Source organism: Rathayibacter sp. Leaf185, assembly GCF_001423885.1.
In the GTDB taxonomy this organism is placed as follows: Bacteria; Actinomycetota; Actinomycetes; order Actinomycetales; family Microbacteriaceae; genus Rathayibacter.
In genome coordinates, this window is sequence record NZ_LMPP01000009.1 from 202578 (window position 1) to 223970 (window position 21393).

The following is a 21393-nucleotide window of genomic DNA, read 5'->3' on the forward strand; positions in this document are numbered from 1 at the left end:
GCTCGGGATCGACCACCGCTCGGCGTCAGCTCGGGCGTCGGATCGGAGCCGTGTCGTTGACCGCCGCTTCGTCGTCCTCGAAGAGCGCCGCCGCGGCGACCTCGGCCTCGCGCGAGTCGACGACTCCACCGGAGCGGTGGTGGCCGAAGACCCAGTAGCGGTAGAGCACGAAGCGGAAGCCGGTCGCGAGGGCGAGTCCGATGACGTTGGCCGAGATGTTGTCGGCTACGAGATTGTCGAAGCCGAGCACGTAGTGCGAGACGTAGAGCGGGAGCAGGTTCACGGCCATGCCTGCCACGGCGACGGTGCTGAACTCGGCGAGCTCGCGCACGTAGTTCGCTCGCCGGTGCTCGCGGAAGGTCCAGTAGCGGTTGCCGATCCAGGTCACCACCGTCGCCGCGGCGACGGCCACGACCTTGGCGCCGATCGGACCCGAGAGCAGGTGCTCCCCGCTGAGCCGGAGCAGGTTGAAGACCGTGACGTCCACGACGAGCCCGAGAACGCCCACCACGCCGAACTTGAGCGCGTAGGACAGCAGACCCCGGTAGACCGCGACGAGGCGCGACAGCAGGCCCGGCCGAGCCGCGGCTGGTTCTTCAGCTCTGCTCACCTCAGGACGCGGTGCTCTGCGGAGGACGGGTGCGGGAGCCCTCGCGGACGCGGATCTTCGCGAGGATCCAGAGGGCCTCGAAGCCGTCCTTGACGGTGATCTTCTTGCCCTCCTCACGGGTGCGGGCCTTGTAGCTGATCCCCACCTCGTAGGGGCGGTAGCCGCGGGCGAGGAGTTTCGCCGTGACCTCCGCCTCCATCCCGAAGCCCTTCTCCTTGATCTCCAGCGAGCGGTAGAGGCTCAGCGGCATCAGCTTGAAGCAGGTCTCGACGTCCGAGATGTAGGCGTTGAAGAGGATGTTCGTGACGAGGTTCACGCCCTTGTTGCCGATGACGTACCAGTACGAGAACGAGGTGTGCGAGCCGAAGGTCCGGCTGCCGTAGACGAGCTGCGCGTCGCCGTCGAGGACGGGCTGGAGCAGCGAGGGGATCTCGCTCGGCCGGTACTCCTCATCGGCGTCGCAGATGATGACGTAGTCGCCGGTGGCCTCCTGCACGGCGCGGCTGATCGCGGCGCCCTTGCCCTGGTTGACGCTCTGGTGGAAGACGCGGATGCGGGGGTCCTCTAGCGCGTCGAGGATCTGCTTCGTGCGGTCGCGGCTGCCGTCGTTCACGATGACGAACTCGATCTCGACGCCCTCCTGGAATCGGACCGCGAGCACGCGGTCGACGGCCTTCTGGAGGGTCGCCTGCTCGTTGTAGACGGGCATGAGGATGGACAGCTTCACGGGTCGCGGTTCTCTCTCTACTTCGCGGCGGTGGCGGTGGCGGCGAACCATTCGATGGTCCGGGCCAGGCCGTCCTCGAGGGGCACGGTGGGCTCCCAGCCGAGGATCTCGCGCGCCTTGGTGATGTCGGGCTTGCGCCGCTCCGGGTCGTCGACCGGCCGCGGCTCGTAGCGGATCTCGGAGTCGCTGCCGATGATCGCGACGATCCTGCGCGCGAGGTCCCCCAGCTCGAGCTCGTCGATGCTCCCGAGGTTGATCGGGCCCGCGTCCGCCGAGTCGGCCATTCGGAGGATCCCGTCGACGAGGTCGTCGACGTAGAGGAGCGAGCGGGTCTGCGTGCCGTCCCCGTGCATCGGGATCGGCTCACCGGCGAGAGCCGCCTTGACGAACGCCGGTACGGCCCGGCCGTCGTCGATGTCCATGTTCGGCCCGTAGGTGTTGAAGATCCGGATCACGCCGGTGTCGACTCCGAAGTACCGGCGGTACGCGAAGGTGATCGCCTCGGCGTACCGCTTGGCCTCGTCGTAGACGCTGCGCGGTCCGTTCGGATTGACGTTGCCCCAGTACTCCTCGTGCTGCGGGTGGACGTGGGGATCGCCGTACACCTCCGACGTCGAGGACACGACGAATCGGGCCCCGTCGCGCTTGGCGACCTCGAGCAGCGCCTCCGTCACGGAGGAGCCCGCGTGCAGCGTCTCGATCGGATGCGCCAGGTACCGCGGCGGCGACGCGGGCGACGCGAAGTGCAGCACGACGTCGAACCGGCCGGGGAGTGTCACCGCGTTCACGGCGTCGTCCTCGACGAACGAGAAGGCCGGGTGCTCGAGGAGAGGGGCGATGTTGCGCAGCGAGCCCGTGAGCAGGCTGTCGACCGCTACGACGTCGTGCCCTCGGCGCAGGATCTCGGCACACAGAGTGGATCCGAGGAATCCCGCTCCGCCGGCGACGAGGAAGCGCCGATGCTGTTCCACCACTGCCGGCTCCGTCATCTCTCAGCGTCCAGGCCGCGGGCTCGGAGGACAGCGAGTGAGATTATCACCTCCGCTCCGCTCGAGGAGGCCGCGCACCACCGACTGCAGCCGTCCTGGGCTATCGTCGAGCGGGCGTCCGGCCGACGCTGCGCCTGTGACGGAGGACTGTGAACGCTCGCTCACCCGACGGATCCGCCCCCGGACGACGGCGACCCTCGGTCGACGGCATCGTCTTCTGGTCTCTCGCCGCCGCCGGGCTCGTTCTCAGAATCCTCTTCATCCTCAGCCCCGGGCACGTGTTCGACACCGATCACGCCGTCGTCTTCCTCATGTCCAAGCACGTCGCCGAGGGCGAGCTGCCGGCGTTCTTCTGGGGCCAGTCCTACGGCGGCACCCTGCTGCCCATCACTGCGGGGATCGTGATGACGGTGCTCGGTGCGCATGTCGAAGTGCTCGCGGTGGTCTCCGTGCTGTGGTTCCTCGGCGCCGCGGTCCTGCTGCGCACCATCGTGGCGCGAGCAGCAGGCCGCACGGCCGGCACCACGGCGGGGCTGCTCTTCTGGTTCCCCGGACTGGTCATCCTGATGATCAGCACCAGGGATCCCGGCTTCTACGGGCCGAGCCTCGTGCTCGGCCTCGGCGTCATCGCCGTCGCGACGGCTCCGCTCACGAGGCCCTACCTGATGTGGATCGGAGCGGGCCTTCTCGGAGGGCTGGCACTGTGGACCTCGCCGATGAGCCTCGCGGTCGCCGCACCGGCCGCCGTCTGGCTGGCCCTCCGGGACATCCGCCGACCTCTCCACCTGCTCGTCGGGGTCGTCGCGGCGCTCGCGGCCGCGAGCCCGTGGATCATCGAGGCCCTGCACTCCGAGGGCGCCACCGAGTCCCTCGGTGGCGGGACGTGGTCGCCGACGGCCCAGAGCTTCGTCTCGCTCTTCGACTCGATGCTCCCCGCCGCCTTCGGGGACGCGACCGACCGCACGTTCGCAGCGGTTGTCGGAGGGACGGCGGCGATCCTGATCGTCGTGCTCCTGATCGTCGGTCTCGCGGTCCGCCGGGCCGGACTCGTCCTCCTCGCCGTCGGGGCGGTCCTCGTGGTGGTCGTGCTCGTCTACGGTGCGGGCCTGGACCTCGCCCCGGACTCCGTCCGCTACTCCGCGTTCCTCGCTCCGGCCCTCGCGGCGTCCCTCGCCTGGCTGGTCTCCCGATGGCGTCCCCTCGCCGTCGCGGCAGTGATCGGCGCTGTGGCCGTGACCTCGTGGGCGGTAGGGGACAAGTCCGCCCACTTCACCGTCGACACGTCAGCGCGCTTCGATCCGGCGTTCGCCCCCGTGGTCTCGCTGCTGGAGGCTCGGGGAGACGAGCACGTGTACGGCAACTACTGGCTGAGCGCGACGCTGACCGCCTCCACCGATGAGGACATCACCGTCGCCGCCCTGACGATCAGGCGCTACCCGCCGTACGAGGAGCTGGCGGCCTCCGACGGCCCCCCGGTCCTCGTGGTCGACACCGGCGCGTTCAACGACGTCGAGCTGCAGACCTCGACCGCCCTCCCTCCGCGGGAGCGGGTCGAGCTGGGGCGGTACACCGTCTACTTCTTCACGACCGGGTTCGACGTCTATGCGGAGCCGTGGGGCCTGTACTGATCAGCCCGGCCCGCCTCGTCACTCCATCCCGTGCAGGGCGAGCTTCTCCTCCGCGCTGCGGTCGACGGCGTCCGTGAGGATCTGCTCGCCGGGAGTCCCCTCGTAGTCGTAGATGTCGAAGTCGCCGCAGGCGGTCACCGACGCCGGCGTGCCCAGGACCTCGACCGACTTCTCCGTCACCAGGCCCCAGGGGTCGACGACGACGTACGAGTAGTCCTTGTCGAGGTAGGTCGAGAGGTTGATCATCCAGTCCATGACGGTGAGGTCGCCCTCGACCTGCAGGACATCGCCGCGCTCGTCCGCGTAGAGCTCCCACTGCCGGGTGATCCAGAAGGATCCGACGCCGGAGTCCTCCCTGTCGCCGATCGCGGATTCGAAGCAGTCCGCGCCCGAGTAGTCGGCTCCGGTCGCCATCCGCACGACGGGCGGGGTTGACACGGCACCGGCCGCGACGATGAGGACGGCGACGGCCGAGGACGCGCCGATCATGAACCGCGCGAGGCTGCGCCGGTACTCGGCGTAGGGCACGACGAGCATCGAGAGCCTGAGGACGTGGATCACCACGGGGATCATCGCGAGCAGCGGGAACACGAAGATCGGCAGCAGGTAGCGGGTCGTCTGCGAGCCCGTCACGAAGAAGCCGAGCACCATCGTGAGGAACGACAGCGTCGAGAAGCCCGTCAGGAACAGCTCCCCTCCGGAGACGGTCCGGCGCAGCGCCGGCCTGGTCTGCGCGAACAGCGCGTAGAGGAAGAAGCCGGTCGTCACCACGACCGCCCCGCCCCAGAGGAGGAGCTTGAACATGCCGACCGAGGTCGACGAGAGCTCCGTGAGCGTGGTCCCGAGGAGCGTGATGCTCGAGGGGATCTTCTCGATGTCCATGTACTTGTCGAGCGCGATGGCGAGGTGCTGCTCGACGAACCTCCGGCCCCAGAGGCCGACGAGCGCCGAGACGACGTTGACCGCGAGGAGCAGCGCGACCCCCCGTGTCGTCAGGTGGCGGGCGAACCACATGACGATCAGGGTGAGGGCGAGGGGGGCCGTGACCTGGAGCAGGTACAGAGGATCGCAGAGCGTGACGGCCGCCGTCACGGCCGCGGTCACGACCGCGTAGACGATCGTCCGGACGCTCCCCCAGCGGGCTCGGCGGAAGGCCCGCGTCAGCCACAGCGTGAGGGCGAGGACGGCGAGTCCGATGATGACGACGCCCTGGTAGTAGGTGTTGAAGAGGTAGAGCGAGGCGACGGACGAGCCGTTGATGTTGGGCTGCGGCTCGAGGAGGCAGATCACGACGAACAGGACGATCGCTCCGAGCGAGACCGAGATCTCGATGAACCGGTGCCGGGTGCGCTGCAGGGCGACGCGCGCGATGACGCGGGCGAACGCGTAGAAGAGCAGGAGGTTCACGACGGCGTTCACGAGGATCACGGCCCGCGGGTCGCTGATGAACAGCGCGATCGCCGAGTAGATCACGAGCTCGGGGAAGAAGAAGAGCTGCGACGAGAAGACCCAGTCGAACGGCTCGCCCGCGACGAGGGACTCGTGCAGCAGCGGCAGGACCAGCGAGTCGCCGCTGTAGAGCAGGATCGCACTCCACTCGGACTGCGCCATCCGGGCCAGCACGACGAGCGCCAGGGCGGAGACGACGAGCAGCGGGGCGAGCTCGAGCAGGAGGCGCTGCCAGAACGGCGCACGAAGCGCCGTGAAGGGCGCGCCGGGTGCAGTGAGCGGCGCACGGGGCGTAGGTCGGGTCATCGGAGGCAATCGTGGCACACTGTGCGGACGGTTCCGCTCTCTCCGGCGTCGTGAGTCGCACGCTGAACGGCGCGTCTCCGCCCGGGTGTCCGGTCCGTCCGTGTTCGCGATCCACCGCGACGGGCCGCCCGCGATCCGAGGGGATCGACGAGGCCGCCGACCGCACCCACACCGAGAGACCTACGACGCGTGACGAAGCTCTTCGAGAAGCAGCAGGTGAGATTCCTCGTCGCAGGATCGCTCAACACGGCGATCGACTTCGTGCTCCTCAACATCATGACGCTCGCCCTCGGCGCCCCGGTGCTGCTCGCCAACTCGGTCTCCGTGGTCTTCGGCATCTGCCTGTCGTACGTCCTCAACCACTTCTTCGTGTTCCGCTACCCCGACCGCGTGACCGTGAAGAGGTTCCTCGAGTTCTTCGCCATCACGGGCTTCTCGTCGCTCGTCATCCAGAACGTCATCATCTGGCTCTTCGAGATGCTGTTCGGCACGAGCTTCGGCCGGTCGCTGCTGTTCCTCGGATCCGACGCCGACAACAACATCCTGGCGATCAACTTCGCGAAGGCGGTCGCCGTGCTGGTGGGCCTCGTGTGGAACTTCGCCTTCTACCGCCTCGTCGTCTTCAGCTCCCGGCGCGCCGCTCCCTCGAAGGAGGCCGAGGCCGACGGCCGCTCCGGAGCCGAGGGCAGCCGCCTCGGCGGTGGGCGTGCACCCTCCGAGGGCTCGGCGGACGGCGGAGGCGAGACACTAGGCTGATCGCCGCACTGCGGACAGCCCCGCCCGGACGAGAGATCCCATGAGCCAGACCCTCCGACACACGACCACGATCGATGCCCGGCCGGCGGCGAGGACCCCGGCACACCGGCGCCGCGATGCGCTGATCGACCTCGCCTGCGCGGTCGGCGTCGGAGTGATCGCCCTCGTCGCCGCACTGATCGCGCTGAGGCTCTCCCCCGCCGATCTCGGACGCCGCTGGACGTCAGGTGCGACGGGCGACATGGTCGCCCACTACCTCGTGGCCGCCGGCGCCAAGGATTGGACGCTGTTCCTGCCGAACCCCGCGATGGGCTTCCCCGGGACGCAGAACCAGTGGTTCACTCCGATCTTCGACTTCGAGTCGATCGGCGTGCTCTCCGCGCTCTCGCTGGTCCTCCGGGATCCGATCCTCCTCCTGAACGTGTTCCAGCTCTCCGGCTTCGTGCTGGCCGGTATCGCGGGCTACTACCTCTTCCGCGCCCTGCGGGTGCGGCGAACGATCGCGGTGCTCCTCGCCCTCGTCTTCGCGCTGATGCCGTACCACTTCGAGCGGATCGCACTCGGGCACGCCTTCGTCGGGATGTACTGGGGCGTCGCGCTGCTCGGGATCCTCATCCTGACGGTCGCATCGCCGACGCTCGATCCGTTCGCCGAGTGGGTGTCCCGCGCCACCACACCTCGACGACGCGTCGTCCGCCGTGCGCTCCCGTTGCTCGCCCTGACCTTCGGTCTCTCGATCTCGAGCTCGTACTACTTCGTCTTCGGCTGCATCATCCTCGGCGGGATCGTCGCGCTCCGGGCGATCTCAGCGCTGATCCGACGCTCGGGATGGCGTGACCTCGTCTGGCCGGCCCTGACGGTGCTCTTCCTCGTCGCCTTCGTCGGGGCTCAACTCGCGCTGCTCTCGCTGGACTTCGGCGAGCGCTACGCGTCCTACTTCGCCGAGAGGCTGCCGTTCCAGTCCGAGCAGCACAGCGGCAAGATCACGAGTCTGCTCCTCCCCTGGGACGGCTCGGGATTCGGCCCGCTGGCTGAGCTCTCGCGGATGTACCAGCAGACCACGACCGTCTCCCCGACCGCGGAGCCGACCGGCACCCCGCTGATCGCCGCGATCGCGATGATCCTGATCGTGCTCTTCATCCTCGTCAGGCTCCTCGCGCCGCTGCATGCGAGCGGCGCCACGGCCGAGAACGGCGTCGCGCGGTTCCTCGACGACGAGCGCGCCAAGGTCCTGTCCGCCGTGTACCTCTGGGGACTCCTGTTCTTCGTCGTCGGGGGTCTGGGGTACATCTTCGCCGCTGTGGTCACCGGTGAGATCCGAGCGTGGGTCCGCTTGTCGGTCGTGCTCTCCACCGTCGCCCTGATGTTCCTCGCGGTACTGCTCGACACGGTCCTCCGCGCTCGCCTCGCGACGCTCGTCACTCTGATCGTCCTCGCGCTGGTGGCCGGCGTCGATCAGCTCGGCGGAGTCAGCGTCGGAGCAGACCTCGCGCCCAGCGACGACGCGGCGCTGCGAGCGGCCGTGTCCGAGGCGGAGTCGGAGTTCGCCCCCGGCTGCGGGATCGTCCAGCTCCCGCTCCACGGCTTCCCCGAGGCCGGCGCTGTAGGAGGGATGGGCGACTACGACGAGGCTCTGCCCTACCTGTTCAGCTCGGACGACAGCACCCTCCGCTGGTCCTACGGCGCTGTCACCGGCACCCGGTCGGCGGACTACTGGGCGGAGGTCACGACCGCGGAGCAGTTCGGCGAGGCGGTCGACGCGAGCGGCGCCTGCGGCATCCTCGTCGACCAGGCGGCGTTCGGCGCGGACACGGCGACCTGGTCCGCGTACGTCGCAGCCGCCACGAGTGCCACCACCCCGGTGATCCAGTCGGAGGACGACGCCCACCGCTACCTGTTCTTCCGCGTCGGCTGAGGCGCGCGGCCCGGTCACCGACCGGGTCGGTCCACCTCGAAGAGGAGCCATCGCCCCGAGGCGGAGCGGGTGATCGGCTCGAGGCTCCCGGAGACGGCGGTCACCTCGTCGTACCAGGCCCCCTCCTGCTCGGAGTAGGCCGCGGTGTCGACCGAGACCGCGCACGCACCGCTGCGCAGCACGGACGCGGCGAACGCCTCCGGATCGCCGCTGTCGTCGAGGACATCGAAGCCCGGCGTCCCCTCGACGGAGCCGTAGCTCCAGCGCAGGTCCTCTCCCTCTGTGTAGAGGTAGGGCAGCGCAGGGTCGTAATCGCCCATCGCCCCGATCGACCCGCTGTCGGGGAAGCTCTTCAGGGGGAGCTGCACCACGCCGCAGCCGTCCGGGAGCGCGGTATCGGCGTCCTCGACGAACGTCGACATCTCGTCGTCCTGCGCAGGAGACAGGGGCACCGTCGCCCCCACGCCCGCCAGCTGGTCGAGGACGACGACGATGCCGACGAGGGCCAGTGCGCCGGCTCGGAGGCTGCGGCGACCGATCCGTTCGAGCAGGAGTGCGACCGCACCGAGCGCGAGGAGGATCAGCACGATCGAGAGCCGCGACCACGCGCGGACCGTCGTGCCGGCGATGAGGGCGACCGCTATCCCGAATCCCGTGACGACGTAGAACAGAAGGGTCCAGAGCGCCGCCACCGCCAGCACGCGGATCCGGTCGTCCGCGACGAGGCGCCCGAACGCCGTCGCCCGGAGCGCCCGTGCCCCCGCCATCGCGATCAGCGGGAGCGCGACCAGCAGCAGGACCAGACCCACGATGGCGAGCACGGGCATCCCCGGCGGCTCGGTGGTCTTGATGACCGCGGTCGCATTGTTGTAGATGTTCGTCAGGGCACCGAGCTTCGGGATCCTGGTGCCGAGCCACGGCAGGAAGAGCGGGAGGACCTTGCCGGCGAAGTTCTCGGACTCGCCGAGCCCGCGGCTCTCGAAGTACGGAGCGTAACGGCCGCCCCAATCGGCCGAGAGGGCGACCAGCTCGACGGCCACGGCGGCGCAGAGCACCGAGAACGGGGCGGCTCGGCCGAGGACGCTGCGCAGACGCGACCCCGAGGCGAGCGACGCGACGACGCCGCAGAGGAGGACGCCCCCGAGCACGATCACGCTGAAGACGTAGTAGTAGCCTCCGGAGCTCGCGATCAGCAGCGGCAGGACGACGGTCGGCAGCAGTCGGCGCCGGATCCGCGCGGCGCCCGATGCCCGGGAGATCCACCGGTGGAACGGGTCCGTCCGCTCCCCGCCGGCGCAGAGCAGCAGAATGCCGAGGAGCGGGATCGCCCAGTAGTTGGCGAGGAAGGCGTGCCCGGCGCCGATCCGGAGGAAGTGGTAGGGCGCGAGGCTCAGCACGACCGCGACGACGGCGGCGACCCCGGGAGAGGTCCCTAGGCACCGGAAGAAGGCGTAGCCCGCGACGGCGACGGCGACGAAGCCGAGCAGGTAGAAGACGTTGAGCAGCACGAATCCGTCGCGGATCACCAGGCCGAGCAACGCGACGACCACCGCGGAGGCGATGTCGAACTGGGCGGTGAAGAACGCGTTGAGGCCGTCAGGGAAGCCCAGCGCTCCGTTCACCGAGAACGGGAACGCCTGCGTGGCACTGCGGAAGAGCGTGTAGTGCAGGATCTGGTCGTCGCCCCCGGCGCTCCAGCGCCGCCCGAGCACCGCGGGGGTGATGCCGAGCGCGACGACGGCCCCGATGACACTGACGACGCCGGCACCCGCCGCCCACGCCGCTTCCCGCGCCGCGCGACGCAGTGCCGTCCTCCTGCTCCGGGGTGCGTCCACGTCAGTACCCACGGTCGTCACTCGCCTTCTCGATGCTCTCGGACACGATGCGGTCGAGGACGGCCCGACCATCCGTCCCCGCGTAGTCGTAGATGTCGAAGGTCGGGCACGCCGTGACGCTGCCCGGTTCGCCCAGAGTCCCCCGCGCGAGGACCGACCAGTCCGGTTCGTGATCGACGAGGACGTACGAGAAGCTCTTGCCCCGGTAGTCGGCGATGTTGTTCATCCAGAGCTGCGCGCTGAAATCGAAGTTCACCTGCTGCACGTCGGTCGACGCCGCCGCGTAGAGGTCGAGGGGCCGGGTCGTCCAGAACGAGCCGACTCCCGCGAGCGTCCTGCCGCCGAGCCAGTCCTCGAGGCACCGGCTCTCGGGCGTCGAGCCCGCGCGCTCCGAGGCCGCGGCGACGGGAGGCGCTGCGAGCAGCACGGCGACGACAGCGGCCGTGAGCGCGACCGCGAGTGGCGCGCCGGCACCGATCCAGGCGGGCCTCGAGCCTCGGAAGCGGGCACCGAGACCACGGGGAACGAAATCGCCCGCGAGAGGGACGACGAGGAGGACCGGGAACGCGGCGAGCGGGAGCAGGTACCTGCTCACCAGGCTGCCCGTCACCACGACTCCGAGGAGCAGCGACACCGAGGCGACCAGGACGAACAGCGCGACGGCGGTGCCGGCCGTCGAGACGGAGAGCCTCCCCGGCGCTCGGGTCTGCGTCGCGATGGCCACCACCACGGTCGCGGCCGCGCAGACGATCAGGAGGGCGACGACAGCGAGCTCGATCTTGCCGCTGCCCGCGGATCCGACCACCCGCATCTGCAGGATGAATCCGTCGACGGCGGCTCCGGCGCGCTCGAGGTGGAGGTACGTCGAGGCCTCGACGGCGATGAGGCGCTGAGCGGGCAGGCGGGCGATCAGGCCGACCGCCGCGCCGAGGAGGAGGACGCCGGCCAGAGCGCCCGCGGTCCGGGGGCGCACTCGGGCGAGCACCAGCAGCAGCCCGATCGTCACCACAGCCGGAGCGCTGAACTGCAGGGCGAACAGCGGATTGGAGACCGTCGCCGCCGCGCCGACCGCGAGGATCGCGACCAGGCCGACGAGGCGGCGCCGAGTGCCGGGGATCGCCGTCGCGCCGAAGCCTCCCGTGACGTCGCTCATGATCGCGAGGCAGAACACCGCCGCCAGGACGACGCCGGAGTAGTAGGTGGTGAGCAGGATCCCGCTCGCGAAGGCGCCGCTGTTGATCAGACCGCGTCCCTCCGTCGCCGCCAGGAGGAGCAGAGTCGCCGTGGCGGCCACCGGTGCGGCCACGCGCAGCGATCGGGACCGGCCGGCGAGGACCCCGGCGGCCAGCCAGCGCAGGCCCGCGTAGAAGACGACCATGTTGACGACCGCGTTGACGACCAGCGAACCCTGGACCGAACCGCCTGCGAGGCCTGTGCTGATCAGGTAGAGCGGCAGCTCGGGGAACACGAGGAGCTGGCTCGTCATCACCCACTGGAACGGGTCGCCCTGCTGCAGCGACTGGAGGAGGAGGGGCAGGGCGAGCGAGTCTCCGTCGCTGAGCAGGTACTCCCCCCACGGTGCCGCGACCAGGTGACCGAGGACGAGCACGGTCGACGCGATCACTGCGACCAGGCCGGCCGACTCGGTGAGCAGGGCCCTCCCGCGACCCTTCGCGCGGGCCGTCACCGCTTCCCGGTGCGCCCGAACCGGATGCGGAGGACGAGCAGCAGGCTGCGGACCATCGTGTTCCCAGGGATCTTCGAGGTCCCCTCCGTGCGGTCGAGGAAGACGATCGGGATCTCCACCGCCTTCTTCGCGGCGCGGAGGGCGCGGTGCTTCAGCGCGATCTGGAATCCGTAGCCGGTCGCGTCCACCGTCTCGAAGTGGATGCGGCGCAGGAGCTCGGCGCTGAACAGGTTGTAGCCGCCGGTCCAGTCCGTGAGCCCGGAACCGAGGAACAGGCGGGTGTAGATGTTGCCGCCGCGGCTGAGGATCTTGCGGTCCAGCGTCCAGTCGGGCGTCCCGCCCCCCGGGATGTAGCGCGAGGCGACGACGAAATCGGCGCCTCCTCGCACCTCGCGGAGGAAGTCGGAGACGTAGCTCGGGTCGTGCGAGAGATCGGCGTCCATCGAGAGGATGTAGTCCGGGCTGTCCTCCGCCTCCAGGATCCGCGCGAACGACCAGATGTAGGCCGCGCCGAGCCCCTCCTTCACGGTCCTCTCGAGGACCGAGACCGAGAAGGTGGCCGTCGTGAGCGGCTCGCCGACCGCCCGCGCCTTGGCGGCGGTGCCGTCGGGGGACGAGTCGTCCACGATCACCGAGCGGACGCGCACGTCGGGGTTGTCGGCGGCGACGGCCGCGATCCGGCGCAGCAGTTCGCCGATGTTGTCCGCTTCGTTGTAGGTGGGGGTGACGATCGTCAGGGAGAGCATAGAGGGCCAATTCAAAGCTGAGGACGGATCACGCGACGCGCGACGGGCGGTCGCAGAGTATCAGCGCCGACCTGCGATCGAGGTCGACCGCGCGCTGGTTGTCGCGACCGCCTCTCTCAGGTTGGGGACCCGCCACGAGACCTCTCGTTCAGACGGGACCCCTAGCGTCGTCGAGGTCGTGCTCGATCGAGCGGACATCGGCAACAGGAGGATCCGTGGCACGTCGAACTGCATCGGTGCGATGGCTCGAGTCGGAGAAGGCGCGGTTCCTCGTCGCCGGCTCGTTGAACACCGCACTCGACTTCGTCGTCCTGAACGCTCTGTCCCTCCTGGTCGGCCTGCCGACCCTGGTCGCGAACGTCGTCTCGGTGACGATCGGGATCTCGATCTCCTACTTCCTCAACCACCTCTTCGTCTTCCGGCACCCCGAGCGGCCCACCCTGCGGACGTTCGCCCAGTTCTTCCTCGTCACCGGATTCAGCTCGCTGGTGCTGCAGTCACTGATCATCTACGGCTTCGAGATGTTCTTCGACACCCGCTTCGGCACCTCGCTCCTCTTCCTCCCGAGCGCGGGCGAGAACGCGTTCCTGGCGATCAACTCCGCGAAGGCCGTCGCAGTCCTGGTCGGCCTGGTCTGGAACTTCTGCCTCTACCGATTCGTCGTCTTCAAGCGGCCGGTCGCCGTCTCCGCCGAGCGGGACGCCCTCGTCGATCAGGTCGAGCCCGCCTCCCTCTGAGCCGCTGCCACCGCTCGAGACGCCCGCGGAGCTGCGTGCTAGCCTCGACGAGTTCTTCCGACGGCCCCCGCCCGTCGACGCCGCACTCCCGGAGGCTCTCATCGCCCGCTCGACGTTGCCCATCGCGGTCGTCGTCGTCACCCACTTCTCGGGCGAGGTGCTCCGCGCCTGCCTCGAGTCGGTCCCGGAGGCGACCGAGCACGACGTCCGCATCGTGGTCGTCGACAACGCCACCACCGACGACTCGGTGCGAACGGTCGTGGAGCGGCTGCCCCACGTGGTCTTCCACGAGACCGGCGAGAACCTCGGCTACGGCAAGGCCGTCAACTACGCGGTCGACCGGCTCGGACCCGAGTACGAGTGGATCCTGGTGACCAACCCCGACACGGTGTTCCTGCCCGGCTCGATCGATGCCCTGTACCAGGCGGCGACGACCGACGCCGGCATCGGCTCGATCGGTCCGCGGATCCTCGACTCCGACGGCACCATCTACCCGTCGGCGCGGGCCCTGCCCTCGCTCGGGACGGGAATCGGCCACGCGCTCCTCGCGCACGTCTGGCCGGGCAACCCGTGGTCGAGGCGCTACCGGCAGTCGCGGGCCGTCGAGACGCTCGAGCACGGCAGCATGACGGCGGGCTGGCTCTCGGGTGCGTGCGTGATGGTGCGCCGCACCGCGTTCGAGCAGATCGGCGGCTTCGACGAGCGCTACTTCATGTACTTCGAGGACGTCCAGCTCGGCGACTCCCTCGGCCGCCTCGGCTGGACGAACGTCTACCTCGCCGACGCCGTCGTCTCGCACCTCGGCGGCCACTCGACCCGCCTCGCGTCGGCGCGGATGCTGGCGGTCCATCACCGCAGCGCGTACCTCTACCTCGCACAGAAGTACGGGGCCTGGTACCAGGCGCCGGTGCGGGCGGCCGTGCGCGTCGGGCTCGGCGCCCGGGTCGCGCTGATGCGGCTCCGCCCGCACCGCTGAGTGCTCAGCGACCGAGTTCGAGCAGTCGGTTGAGGTAGGCGCCGTAGCCGCTCTTCACGAGCGGTGCGGCGAGGGCGGCGAGCTGGGCGTCGTCGATCCAGTCGTTGCGCCAGGCGATCTCCTCGATGCAGCCGATCTTGAACCCCTGACGCTGCTCGATGACCCGCACGAACTCCGTCGCCTCGATCATCGAGTCGAACGTCCCCGTGTCCAACCACGCCGTGCCCCGATCCAGGACCTGCACGTTCAACGCACCCGCCTCCAGATACCGCTCGTTCACCGTCGAGATCTCCAGCTCGCCCCGCGCCGACGGCTCGATCGTCTTCGCGATCGCCACCACCTCGTTGTCGTAGAAGTACAGCCCCGGCACCGCGTAGTTGCTCTTCGGAGCCGCCGGCTTCTCCTCGATCGACAGCGCATGGAAGTCCCCATCGAACTCCACCACCCCGTACGCCCGCGGATCCGCGACCTGATACGCGAAGATCACCGCCCCCGTGATGTCCGTGTTCGCCGCCAACGCCGTCCCCAACGCCGTCCCGTGGAAGATGTTGTCCCCCAGCACCAACGCCACCGAGTCGTCGCCGATGAACTCCTCACCGATCAGGAACGCCTGCGCCAACCCGTCCGGCGACTCCTGCACCGCATACGAGATCGACATCCCCAACGACGACCCATCACCCAGCAGCGACCGGAANCTCCAGCTCGTCGGGGCCGTACTGCAACACGACATAGGGCAGCTCGACCGCCTCGACCTCGGCGCCGAGCGTCGAGGAGGGCACGGCCTCGGGTGCGAGGGACGCGAGTCGTCGCCGATGAACTCCTCACCGATCAGGAACGCCTGCGCCAACCCGTCCGGCGACTCCTGCACCGCATACGAGATCGACATCCCCAACGACGACCCATCACCCAGCAGCGACCGGAACTGATCGTTGTACTCCGGAGTCGTGATCACCAACACCTCATCGATCCCCGCCATCATCAACGTCGACAACGGGTAGTACACCATCGGCTTGTCGTAGATCGGCATCAACTGCTTCGAGATGCCCTTCGTGATCGGCCACAACCGCGACCCCGAACCACCCGCCAGAATGATCCCCTTCACGANCGGCTTGTCGTAGATCGGCATCAACTGCTTCGAGATGCCCTTCGTGATCGGCCACAACCGCGACCCCGAACCACCCGCCAGAATGATCCCCTTCACGACCGATCCCCGTCCAGCTCGGCGTAGAACGCCCGCGCCTGGTCCCAGGTCGGCAGGATGCCCGCCGCCTCGGCCTCGGCCAGCGTCGGCGCATCCGTGTCCTTCGGCGAGAGCAGCAGCTCGCCCGCCTCCTCCGGGAAGCGCAGGCCGATCTGCTCGTCGAGCGGGTCGATGCCCTTCTCGCGCACCGGATCGAAGGTCGCGTTCACGAGGTAGGAGACGACGGCTCCCTCGGTGAGCGCGACGAAGGCGTGGGCGATGCCCTCGGCGATGTAGACGGAGCGGCGGTCGACGTCGTCGAGCAGGATCGACTCCCACTGACCGAAGGTCGGCGAGCCGACGCGCACATCGATCACGTAGTCGAGCACGGCGCCCGAGAAGCACGACACGTACTTCGCCTGCGACGGCGGGATCTGCGCGAAGTGGATGCCGCGCACGGTGCCGCGCTTGGACACGGAGGTGTTGCCCTGCCGCAGCGACAGCGGGTGGCCGACCTTCTCGGCGAGGTGGTCGAAGCGGTAGAACTCGTAGAACACCCCCCGGTCGTCGGGGAACTGCCGCGGGGTGACCTCGTACACGTCGGGGATACCGAGCTCTCTGATCTGCACGGTCGCCAGTGTAACCAGGGCGTGTTTCGCGCAGTCGCCCGGCGCCCATCATCCGGGCCGGTGCGCCAGCGCCCGCCGTCCGCACGGCTCCGGCATGATGAAGCGGTGACCTTCCTCATCACGGGCGCCTCCGGCATGCTCGGCACCGACCTCCGCACCGTCCTCGGCGACCGCCCTTTCACGGCCCTCGCCCGCCGCGACCTCGACGTCACCGACCTCGACGCGGTGCGCGCGGCCGTCGCGGGTCACGACGCCGTGCTGAACTGCGCCGCCTACACCCGCGTCGACGATGCTGAGAGCGATGAGCAGGAGGCGCGCCGCGTCAACGCGGTGGGTGCCGGCAACCTCGCCCTCGCAGCGGCGGAGGCGGGCGCGGCGATCGTCCAGGTCTCGACCGACTACGTCTTCGACGGCTCCGCCACGAGCCCCTACGCCGAGTCGCACCCGCGCGAGCCGATCTCGGCCTACGGCCGCACCAAGGCCGAGGGCGAGGAGCTCGTCCTCGCGGCGAACCCCGACCGCGGCTACGTCGTCCGTACGGCCTGGCTCTACGGCGCGCACGGCGCCAACTTCGCGAAGACCATGGTGCGCCTCGCCGGCTCGCACGAGACGCTCTCGGTTGTGGACGATCAGCGCGGCCAGCCCACCTGGACCACGGACCTCGCCGCGCGACTGGTCGAGCTCGTCGACTCCGGCGCCCCCGCCGGCGTCTACCACGGCACCAACGCCGGAGAGACGACCTGGCTCGGCTTCGCTCGCGCCGTCTTCGAGAAGGCGGGCCTGGATCCCGAGCGGATCCGCCCGACCGACAGCGGCAGCTTCGTCCGCCCGGCCCCGCGCCCCGCCTACTCGGTGCTCGGGCACGACGCCTGGGCCGCCGCGGGTCTGGCTCCGCTGCGCTCCTGGCAGGATGCCCTCGCCGCGGCCCCGCTCGAGGCGATCACCCCGTGACGACCACGCTCCGGGTCGTCGTCGACCAGATGCTGGCGCGGGTGCCGGGCGGGATCGGCCGGTACACGGAGGAGCTCACGCGCGAGCTCATCCGCACCGCCCCCCGCGACTGCGAGGTCGAGGCCGTCGTCTCGGCCCACCCGCCCGAGAAGGAGGAGGAGCTGCGGCTCCGGCTCCCCGGTCTCGCGAGGATCCACCGCCTGCACCTCGGTCGCCGCGAGCTCTCGCGCACGTGGCAGTACGGCATCGGCATCCCCACCGGCGGCGGGATGATGCACGCGCCGAGCCTGTTCGCGCCGCTGCGCAACCACGAGGGCCGCGAGGGCGAGCAGATCGCCGTCACGATCCACGACACGGTGCCGTGGACGCATCCGGAGACCCTGACCCCGCACGGCGCGAAGTGGCACCGGGCGATGGCCAAGCGGGCCCGCAAGTACGCTGACGCCGTCGTCGTGCCGACCCACGCGGTCGCCCAGCAGCTCTCGCAGGTCCTCGACTTCGGCGACCGGCTGCGCGTCATCGGAGGAGCGGTCGGCTCGTCCCTCGTCCTGCCCGACGACGCCGACGCGCGCGCCGAGGCACTCGCTCTGCCCGCCGAGTACGTGCTGAGCGTCGGCACGCTCGAGCCGCGCAAGGGGCTCGTCTCGCTGATCACCGCGTTCGGCGGAGCGTCGGCCCCCGAGATCCCGCTGCTCATCGTCGGCCCGACCGGATGGGGAGAACTCGACATCGCCTCCGTCGCCGACGAGCAGGGCCTGGACGAGCACCGCGTGCGCGCGCTGGGCGTGCTCAGCGACGCCGATCTCGCGGTCGTGCTCGACCGCGCCACGCTCTTCGTCTACCCGAGCATCGCCGAGGGCTTCGGCCTGCCCGTGCTCGAGGCGATGCACTTCGGCGTGCCGGTCGTCCACTCCGACGACCCGGCGCTGCTCGAGGTCGCCTCCGACGCCGGAGTCGCGGTGGAGCGCGCGGACGCGAAGGACTACCCCGAGCGGCTGGCTCTCGCGATGAGCAGCGTGCTCGGCGACCCCGGCCTCCGCGAGCGACTGGCCGTCGCCGGTCGCGACCGCTCCCGCGCCTTCAGCTGGCGCGACTCGGCCGAGCGCGTCTGGGCGCTGCACGCCGACCTGTAGCACCCGTCGGGGAAGCCGTTCGCCCGACGGCGTCTACTGCGCGGCGGAGTCGGGGAACAGGCCGTCCTGCACCATGGAGTGCACGACGTCGTAGTCGGGGTCCTCGGGATCGACGGCCGGCGGCACCAGCTCGATCGCCTTCACCGGCTGCGACTTCGTCTTGAGACCCAGCTGGACGAAGTATCCGAGCATCCCCTGCGGCACGTCGGTCTTGATGACCTGCGACCCGGCTGCGGCGACGTCCTGGAACTTGGCGAGGACGTTCGCGGGCTCGAACTGGGCGAGCAGCGCCTCCTGCACCTGCCGCTGGCGCGCCATGCGGTCGTAGTCGCTGGTCGTGTACCGCGAGCGCGCGTAGGCGAGGGCCTGCTCGCCGTTGAAGTGGTACTGACCGGGGTCGATCCACTGGTTGACGCCCTGCATCTCACCGGAGGAGTCGGGGAGCCCGCCGAGCGGCAGGGGCTCGGTGCCCTGGTAGTCGATGTCGACGCCGCCGAGCGCATCGATCAGCTGGGCGAAGCCCTCCATGTCGATCAGCGCGTAGTACTGGATCTTCAGACCGAGGATGCCCTCGACCGCGTCCCGCGTCGCCTCGATGCCGGGCTCGCTGCCGGCGGCGACGGCGTCCGGGTAGAGGTCCGAGTCCTTCAGCTCCACCTCGGTGTAGACGGAGTTGAGCTTGCAGACGTCGACGTTGCAGTTGTCGGTGTTGTAACCGTCGGGGTACAGCTCGTGCATCGGGCTGTCCTCGGGGAAGGGGAAGTCGACGAACTCGCGCGAGACCCCGATGATCGAGGCCTCACCGGAGGACGCGTCGATGCTCACGACGGAGATGCTGTCGGGGCGCAGACCGTCGCGGTCCTCCCCCGCGTCTCCGCCGAGCAGCATCACGTTGTAGCGGCCGTCGATCGGAGCCTCGATCGCGCCGCCGCCGAAGATCGACGAGAGCGTGCCGCGGGTGACTCCGACGAGGTAGGTGCCGTAGCCGGCGGTGCCGACCGAGACCGCCATCAGCGCGATCGTGGCGAAGGCGAGCACTCCCCGCATCCGCGGGCGGACCCGGACTACCTTGATCAGCCGGAGCGTGTCGAGCGTGAGGACCAGCCACACCACCGCGTAGATCACGAGCGCCGCCTGCAGCGCGAGCATCGACAGGTCGAAGGTGACCAGCGTGTAGAGGCCGGTCGGGAAGACGAAGTAGAGCAGGACCGCCACCAGCAGCGCGACCCAGAGGCCGAGCGTGAAGCCGAGGCCGAGGCGGCCGAGCCGCCGATTGCCCGCGAGGACCTGGGCGGAGCCCGGGACGAGGAAGTTGCCGAGGAGGAGCCACCACGCCCGGCGCGTCATGAACGAGCGCGAGCGGACATCCGGATGACGCAGCGGCAGGGTCATCGCCGTCACAGGCTCGCCACCAGTGCATCGTTCTTCGCGGCGACCTGGGTCTCGAGGTCGGCCGCGAAGTCGTCGAGCTTCTGTGTGAGCGACGCGTCGGCGGTCGCGAGGATCTTCACCGCGAGCAGGCCCGCGTTGCGCGCGCCGCCGATCGAGACGGTGGCCACGGGCACACCGGCCGGCATCTGCACGATCGAGAGGAGGGAGTCGAGTCCGTCGAGCCGCGCGAGGGGCACCGGCACGCCGACGACCGGCAGGGAGGTGACGGCCGCGAGCATCCCGGGGAGGTGGGCGGCTCCTCCGGCGCCGGCGATGACGACCTTGAGGCCGCGCGCGTGCGCGCCGCGACCGTAGTCGATCATCGCCTGCGGAGTGCGGTGCGCCGAGACCACGCGGACCTCGTGCGCGACCCCGAACTCGGAGAGCGTCGTCGAGGCCGCCTGCATGACCGACCAGTCGGAGTCCGACCCCATCACCAGGCCCACCAGCGGCGTGCCCTCTCCCACGTGCCCGCTCACGCGAGGTCTCCGAGGGCGCGGGCAGGGGAGGTCGTCTGGCTCGTCACGGCCCCCATGCTACGTGTCAGTCCGTGAGAAGGGCCGCCGCGGCACGCGCCTCGTAGACGACGAGGTCGAGCTCGTCGCCCGTCGCGTTGACGTGCCCGACCTTCCGCCCGGGGCGAGGCTCCTTGCCGTAGTTGTGCACCTTCACCGCCGGGTGCTCCGCCAGGACGCGCGGGTAGCGGTCGGTCAACGACTCGCCCACCGGCCCGCCGAGCACGTTCACCATGACGGTCCAGGGGTCGCGGCATCCGGTCGCTCCGAGGGGCAGATCGAGCACGGCGCGCAGGTGCTGCTCGAACTGGGAGGTGGTCGATCCGTCCATCGTCCAGTGCCCGCTGTTGTGCGGTCGCATCGCGAGCTCGTTGACCAGGATGCGGTCGTCGGTCGTCTCGAAGAGCTCGACGGCGAGCACCCCGGTGACGCCCAGCCGCTCGGCGATCGTCTCGGCGATCTCGGCTGCGGTGGCGGCGACGCGACCGGCGGAGGCGGGGGCCGGCGCGAACACCTCGGCGCACACTCCGTCGCGCTGGACCGATTCGACGACGGGCCAGAGGATCGTCTCGCCGGACGGGCGACGGGCGACGAGCTGGGCCAGCTCGCGGCGGAAGTCGACGAGCTCCTCGACGAGCAGGGCGCCGCCCCGACCGTCCTCGGCGAGCGCCTGGAACCAGTCGTCGGCCTCGCGCGGTCCGTGGATGACGCGCACGCCCTTGCCGTCGTAGCCGCCGCGGGCCGTCTTGACGACGGCGCGTCCGCCGTGGTCGTCGAGGAACGCGGCGAGCTCGTCGGCGTTCGCGACCTCGGCCCAGTCGGGCACGGGGATGCCGATGTCGCTGAGGCGACGGCGCATGAGCAGCTTGTCCTGCGCGTAGAGCAGAGCATCGGGGCCGGGGTGCACCTCGACTCCCCGGGCGACGAGCTCGCGCAGGATGGGCTGCGGGACGTGCTCGTGGTCGAACGTCACGACGTCGACCGTCTCGGCGAAGGCGAGCACCGTCGCCTCGTCGCGGTAGTCGCCGACCACGGTCGCGGCGAGCTCCGCGGAGGCGCCCTCGCCCTCGGCCAGGACCGCGATCTCGATGCCGAGCTCGACCGCCGCGGGGATCATCATCCGGGCGAGCTGGCCGCCTCCGATCACGCCGACGCGCATGGCGTTCCTCTCTCTCCGCCCGTCCGCACGGGCG

At 69.9% G+C, this 21393-nt stretch carries 18 protein-coding genes and 3 pseudogenes; 7 read left to right on the forward strand and 14 right to left on the reverse strand.

Going from position 1 to position 21393, the window contains the following annotated elements; translation table 11 throughout:
• Window positions 1-25 precede the first annotated feature (25 nt).
• The 3 genes from ASG06_RS18875 to ASG06_RS18885 are packed head-to-tail and all read right to left on the reverse strand — an operon-like array spanning window position 26 to window position 2311.
• A complete protein-coding gene (locus ASG06_RS18875) occupies window positions 26-610 on the reverse strand; it encodes a GtrA family protein (protein WP_082499369.1) in 585 nt (194 codons plus the stop codon).
• Between the two features lies 1 nt (window position 611).
• Window positions 612-1337: a glycosyltransferase family 2 protein gene (locus ASG06_RS18880; RefSeq protein WP_056045281.1), complete on the reverse strand. Its 726-nt coding sequence runs from the start codon at window positions 1335-1337 to the stop codon at window positions 612-614.
• A gap of 17 nt (window positions 1338-1354) precedes the next feature.
• Window positions 1355-2311: an NAD-dependent epimerase/dehydratase family protein gene (locus tag ASG06_RS18885; protein ID WP_231727846.1), complete on the reverse strand. Its 957-nt coding sequence runs from the start codon at window positions 2309-2311 to the stop codon at window positions 1355-1357.
• A 164-nt stretch (window positions 2312-2475) separates the two neighbouring features.
• Here ASG06_RS18885 and ASG06_RS18890 point away from each other — a divergent pair, with 164 nt between their 5' ends.
• Entirely contained in the window at window positions 2476-3954 is a 1479-nt protein-coding gene (locus tag ASG06_RS18890; protein ID WP_056045296.1) for a hypothetical protein, read from the forward strand.
• 18 nt (window positions 3955-3972) lie between these two features.
• On the opposite strand, the gene ASG06_RS18895 is transcribed toward ASG06_RS18890, so the two are convergent.
• The gene (locus tag ASG06_RS18895) at window positions 3973-5709 is read right to left on the reverse strand and encodes a hypothetical protein (protein WP_056045297.1); all 1737 of its coding nucleotides are present in this window, start codon (window positions 5707-5709) and stop codon (window positions 3973-3975) included.
• A 189-nt stretch (window positions 5710-5898) separates the two neighbouring features.
• Here ASG06_RS18895 and ASG06_RS18900 point away from each other — a divergent pair, with 189 nt between their 5' ends.
• Entirely contained in the window at window positions 5899-6465 is a 567-nt protein-coding gene (locus ASG06_RS18900) for a GtrA family protein (RefSeq protein WP_082499370.1), read from the forward strand.
• 40 nt (window positions 6466-6505) lie between these two features.
• Entirely contained in the window at window positions 6506-8380 is a 1875-nt protein-coding gene (locus ASG06_RS18905) for a hypothetical protein (RefSeq protein ID WP_056045301.1), read from the forward strand.
• 14 nt (window positions 8381-8394) lie between these two features.
• On the opposite strand, the gene ASG06_RS18910 is transcribed toward ASG06_RS18905, so the two are convergent.
• From ASG06_RS18910 to ASG06_RS18920, 3 genes are read right to left on the reverse strand one after another with little or no spacing between them, the layout of a single operon-like run.
• Window positions 8395-10227 (reverse strand): hypothetical protein, encoded by a 1833-nt coding sequence (locus ASG06_RS18910; protein WP_231727848.1) that lies wholly within the window; start codon window positions 10225-10227, stop codon window positions 8395-8397.
• Window positions 10217-11902 (reverse strand): hypothetical protein, encoded by a 1686-nt coding sequence (locus tag ASG06_RS18915; RefSeq protein WP_056045306.1) that lies wholly within the window; start codon window positions 11900-11902, stop codon window positions 10217-10219. Before ASG06_RS18915 ends, ASG06_RS18910 begins: the two co-directional genes overlap by 11 nt.
• A complete protein-coding gene (locus ASG06_RS18920) occupies window positions 11899-12648 on the reverse strand; it encodes a polyprenol monophosphomannose synthase (RefSeq protein WP_056045309.1) in 750 nt (249 codons plus the stop codon). The genes ASG06_RS18915 and ASG06_RS18920 overlap by 4 nt, the downstream gene beginning before the upstream one ends.
• Before the next feature lie 215 nt (window positions 12649-12863).
• Here ASG06_RS18920 and ASG06_RS18925 point away from each other — a divergent pair, with 215 nt between their 5' ends.
• Window positions 12864-13385: a GtrA family protein gene (locus ASG06_RS18925; RefSeq protein ID WP_231727850.1), complete on the forward strand. Its 522-nt coding sequence runs from the start codon at window positions 12864-12866 to the stop codon at window positions 13383-13385.
• 115 nt (window positions 13386-13500) lie between these two features.
• Window positions 13501-14361, forward strand: coding sequence for a glycosyltransferase family 2 protein (locus tag ASG06_RS18930; protein ID WP_231727851.1), 861 nt, complete (start codon window positions 13501-13503; stop codon window positions 14359-14361).
• Between the two features lie 4 nt (window positions 14362-14365).
• On the opposite strand, the gene ASG06_RS20540 is transcribed toward ASG06_RS18930, so the two are convergent.
• The 4 genes and pseudogenes from ASG06_RS20540 to ASG06_RS18945 form a co-directional block, all read right to left on the reverse strand.
• Window positions 14366-15055: sugar nucleotidyltransferase (locus ASG06_RS20540; RefSeq protein ID WP_056045549.1), on the reverse strand; the 690-nt coding region annotated here is incomplete at its 5' end.
• Between the two features lie 105 nt (window positions 15056-15160).
• Window positions 15161-15463, reverse strand: a pseudogene (locus tag ASG06_RS20545) (sugar phosphate nucleotidyltransferase); the annotation flags it as partial.
• 3 nt (window positions 15464-15466) lie between these two features.
• Window positions 15467-15562, reverse strand: a pseudogene (locus ASG06_RS20710) (sugar phosphate nucleotidyltransferase); the annotation flags it as partial.
• On the reverse strand, window positions 15559-16170 hold the full coding sequence (locus ASG06_RS18945) for a dTDP-4-dehydrorhamnose 3,5-epimerase family protein (RefSeq protein ID WP_056045320.1): 612 nt from the start codon (window positions 16168-16170) through the stop codon (window positions 15559-15561). The gene ASG06_RS18945 and the pseudogene ASG06_RS20710, both read right to left, overlap by 4 nt.
• Before the next feature lie 105 nt (window positions 16171-16275).
• Between ASG06_RS18945 and rfbD the strand changes: the two genes are divergently transcribed.
• Both rfbD and ASG06_RS18955 read left to right on the forward strand, forming a co-directional pair.
• The gene (rfbD, locus tag ASG06_RS18950) at window positions 16276-17121 is read left to right on the forward strand and encodes a dTDP-4-dehydrorhamnose reductase (RefSeq protein WP_156466037.1); all 846 of its coding nucleotides are present in this window, start codon (window positions 16276-16278) and stop codon (window positions 17119-17121) included.
• A complete protein-coding gene (locus ASG06_RS18955) occupies window positions 17118-18254 on the forward strand; it encodes a glycosyltransferase family 4 protein (RefSeq protein WP_231727853.1) in 1137 nt (378 codons plus the stop codon). Before rfbD ends, ASG06_RS18955 begins: the two co-directional genes overlap by 4 nt.
• Window positions 18255-18287: 33 nt before the next feature.
• Here the strand turns inward: ASG06_RS18955 and ASG06_RS18960 are convergent, their stop codons facing one another.
• The 3 genes and pseudogenes from ASG06_RS18960 to ASG06_RS18970 all read right to left on the reverse strand — a co-directional run.
• Entirely contained in the window at window positions 18288-19646 is a 1359-nt protein-coding gene (locus tag ASG06_RS18960; RefSeq protein WP_056045558.1) for an LCP family protein, read from the reverse strand.
• Window positions 19647-19651: 5 nt separating this feature from the next.
• On the reverse strand, window positions 19652-20119 hold the full coding sequence (gene purE / locus ASG06_RS18965) for a 5-(carboxyamino)imidazole ribonucleotide mutase (protein WP_197409475.1): 468 nt from the start codon (window positions 20117-20119) through the stop codon (window positions 19652-19654).
• A gap of 109 nt (window positions 20120-20228) precedes the next feature.
• A pseudogene (locus tag ASG06_RS18970) lies at window positions 20229-21362 on the reverse strand (5-(carboxyamino)imidazole ribonucleotide synthase); the annotation flags it as partial.
• Between the last annotated feature and the right edge of the window lie 31 nt (window positions 21363-21393).

Excerpts from the sequence above, each read along its gene's own strand:
- ASG06_RS18895 (WP_056045297.1), bottom strand. The coding sequence starts at position 5,709 with ATGACCCGACCTACGCCCCGTGCGCCGCTCACTGCACCCGGCGCGCCC.
- ASG06_RS18905 (WP_056045301.1), top strand. The coding sequence starts at position 6,506 with ATGAGCCAGACCCTCCGACACACGACCACGATCGATGCCCGGCCGGCG.
- ASG06_RS18920 (WP_056045309.1), bottom strand. The coding sequence starts at position 12,648 with ATGCTCTCCCTGACGATCGTCACCCCCACCTACAACGAAGCGGACAAC.
- ASG06_RS18960 (WP_056045558.1), bottom strand. The coding sequence starts at position 19,646 with ATGACCCTGCCGCTGCGTCATCCGGATGTCCGCTCGCGCTCGTTCATG.
- purE (WP_197409475.1), bottom strand. The coding sequence starts at position 20,119 with ATGGGGTCGGACTCCGACTGGTCGGTCATGCAGGCGGCCTCGACGACG.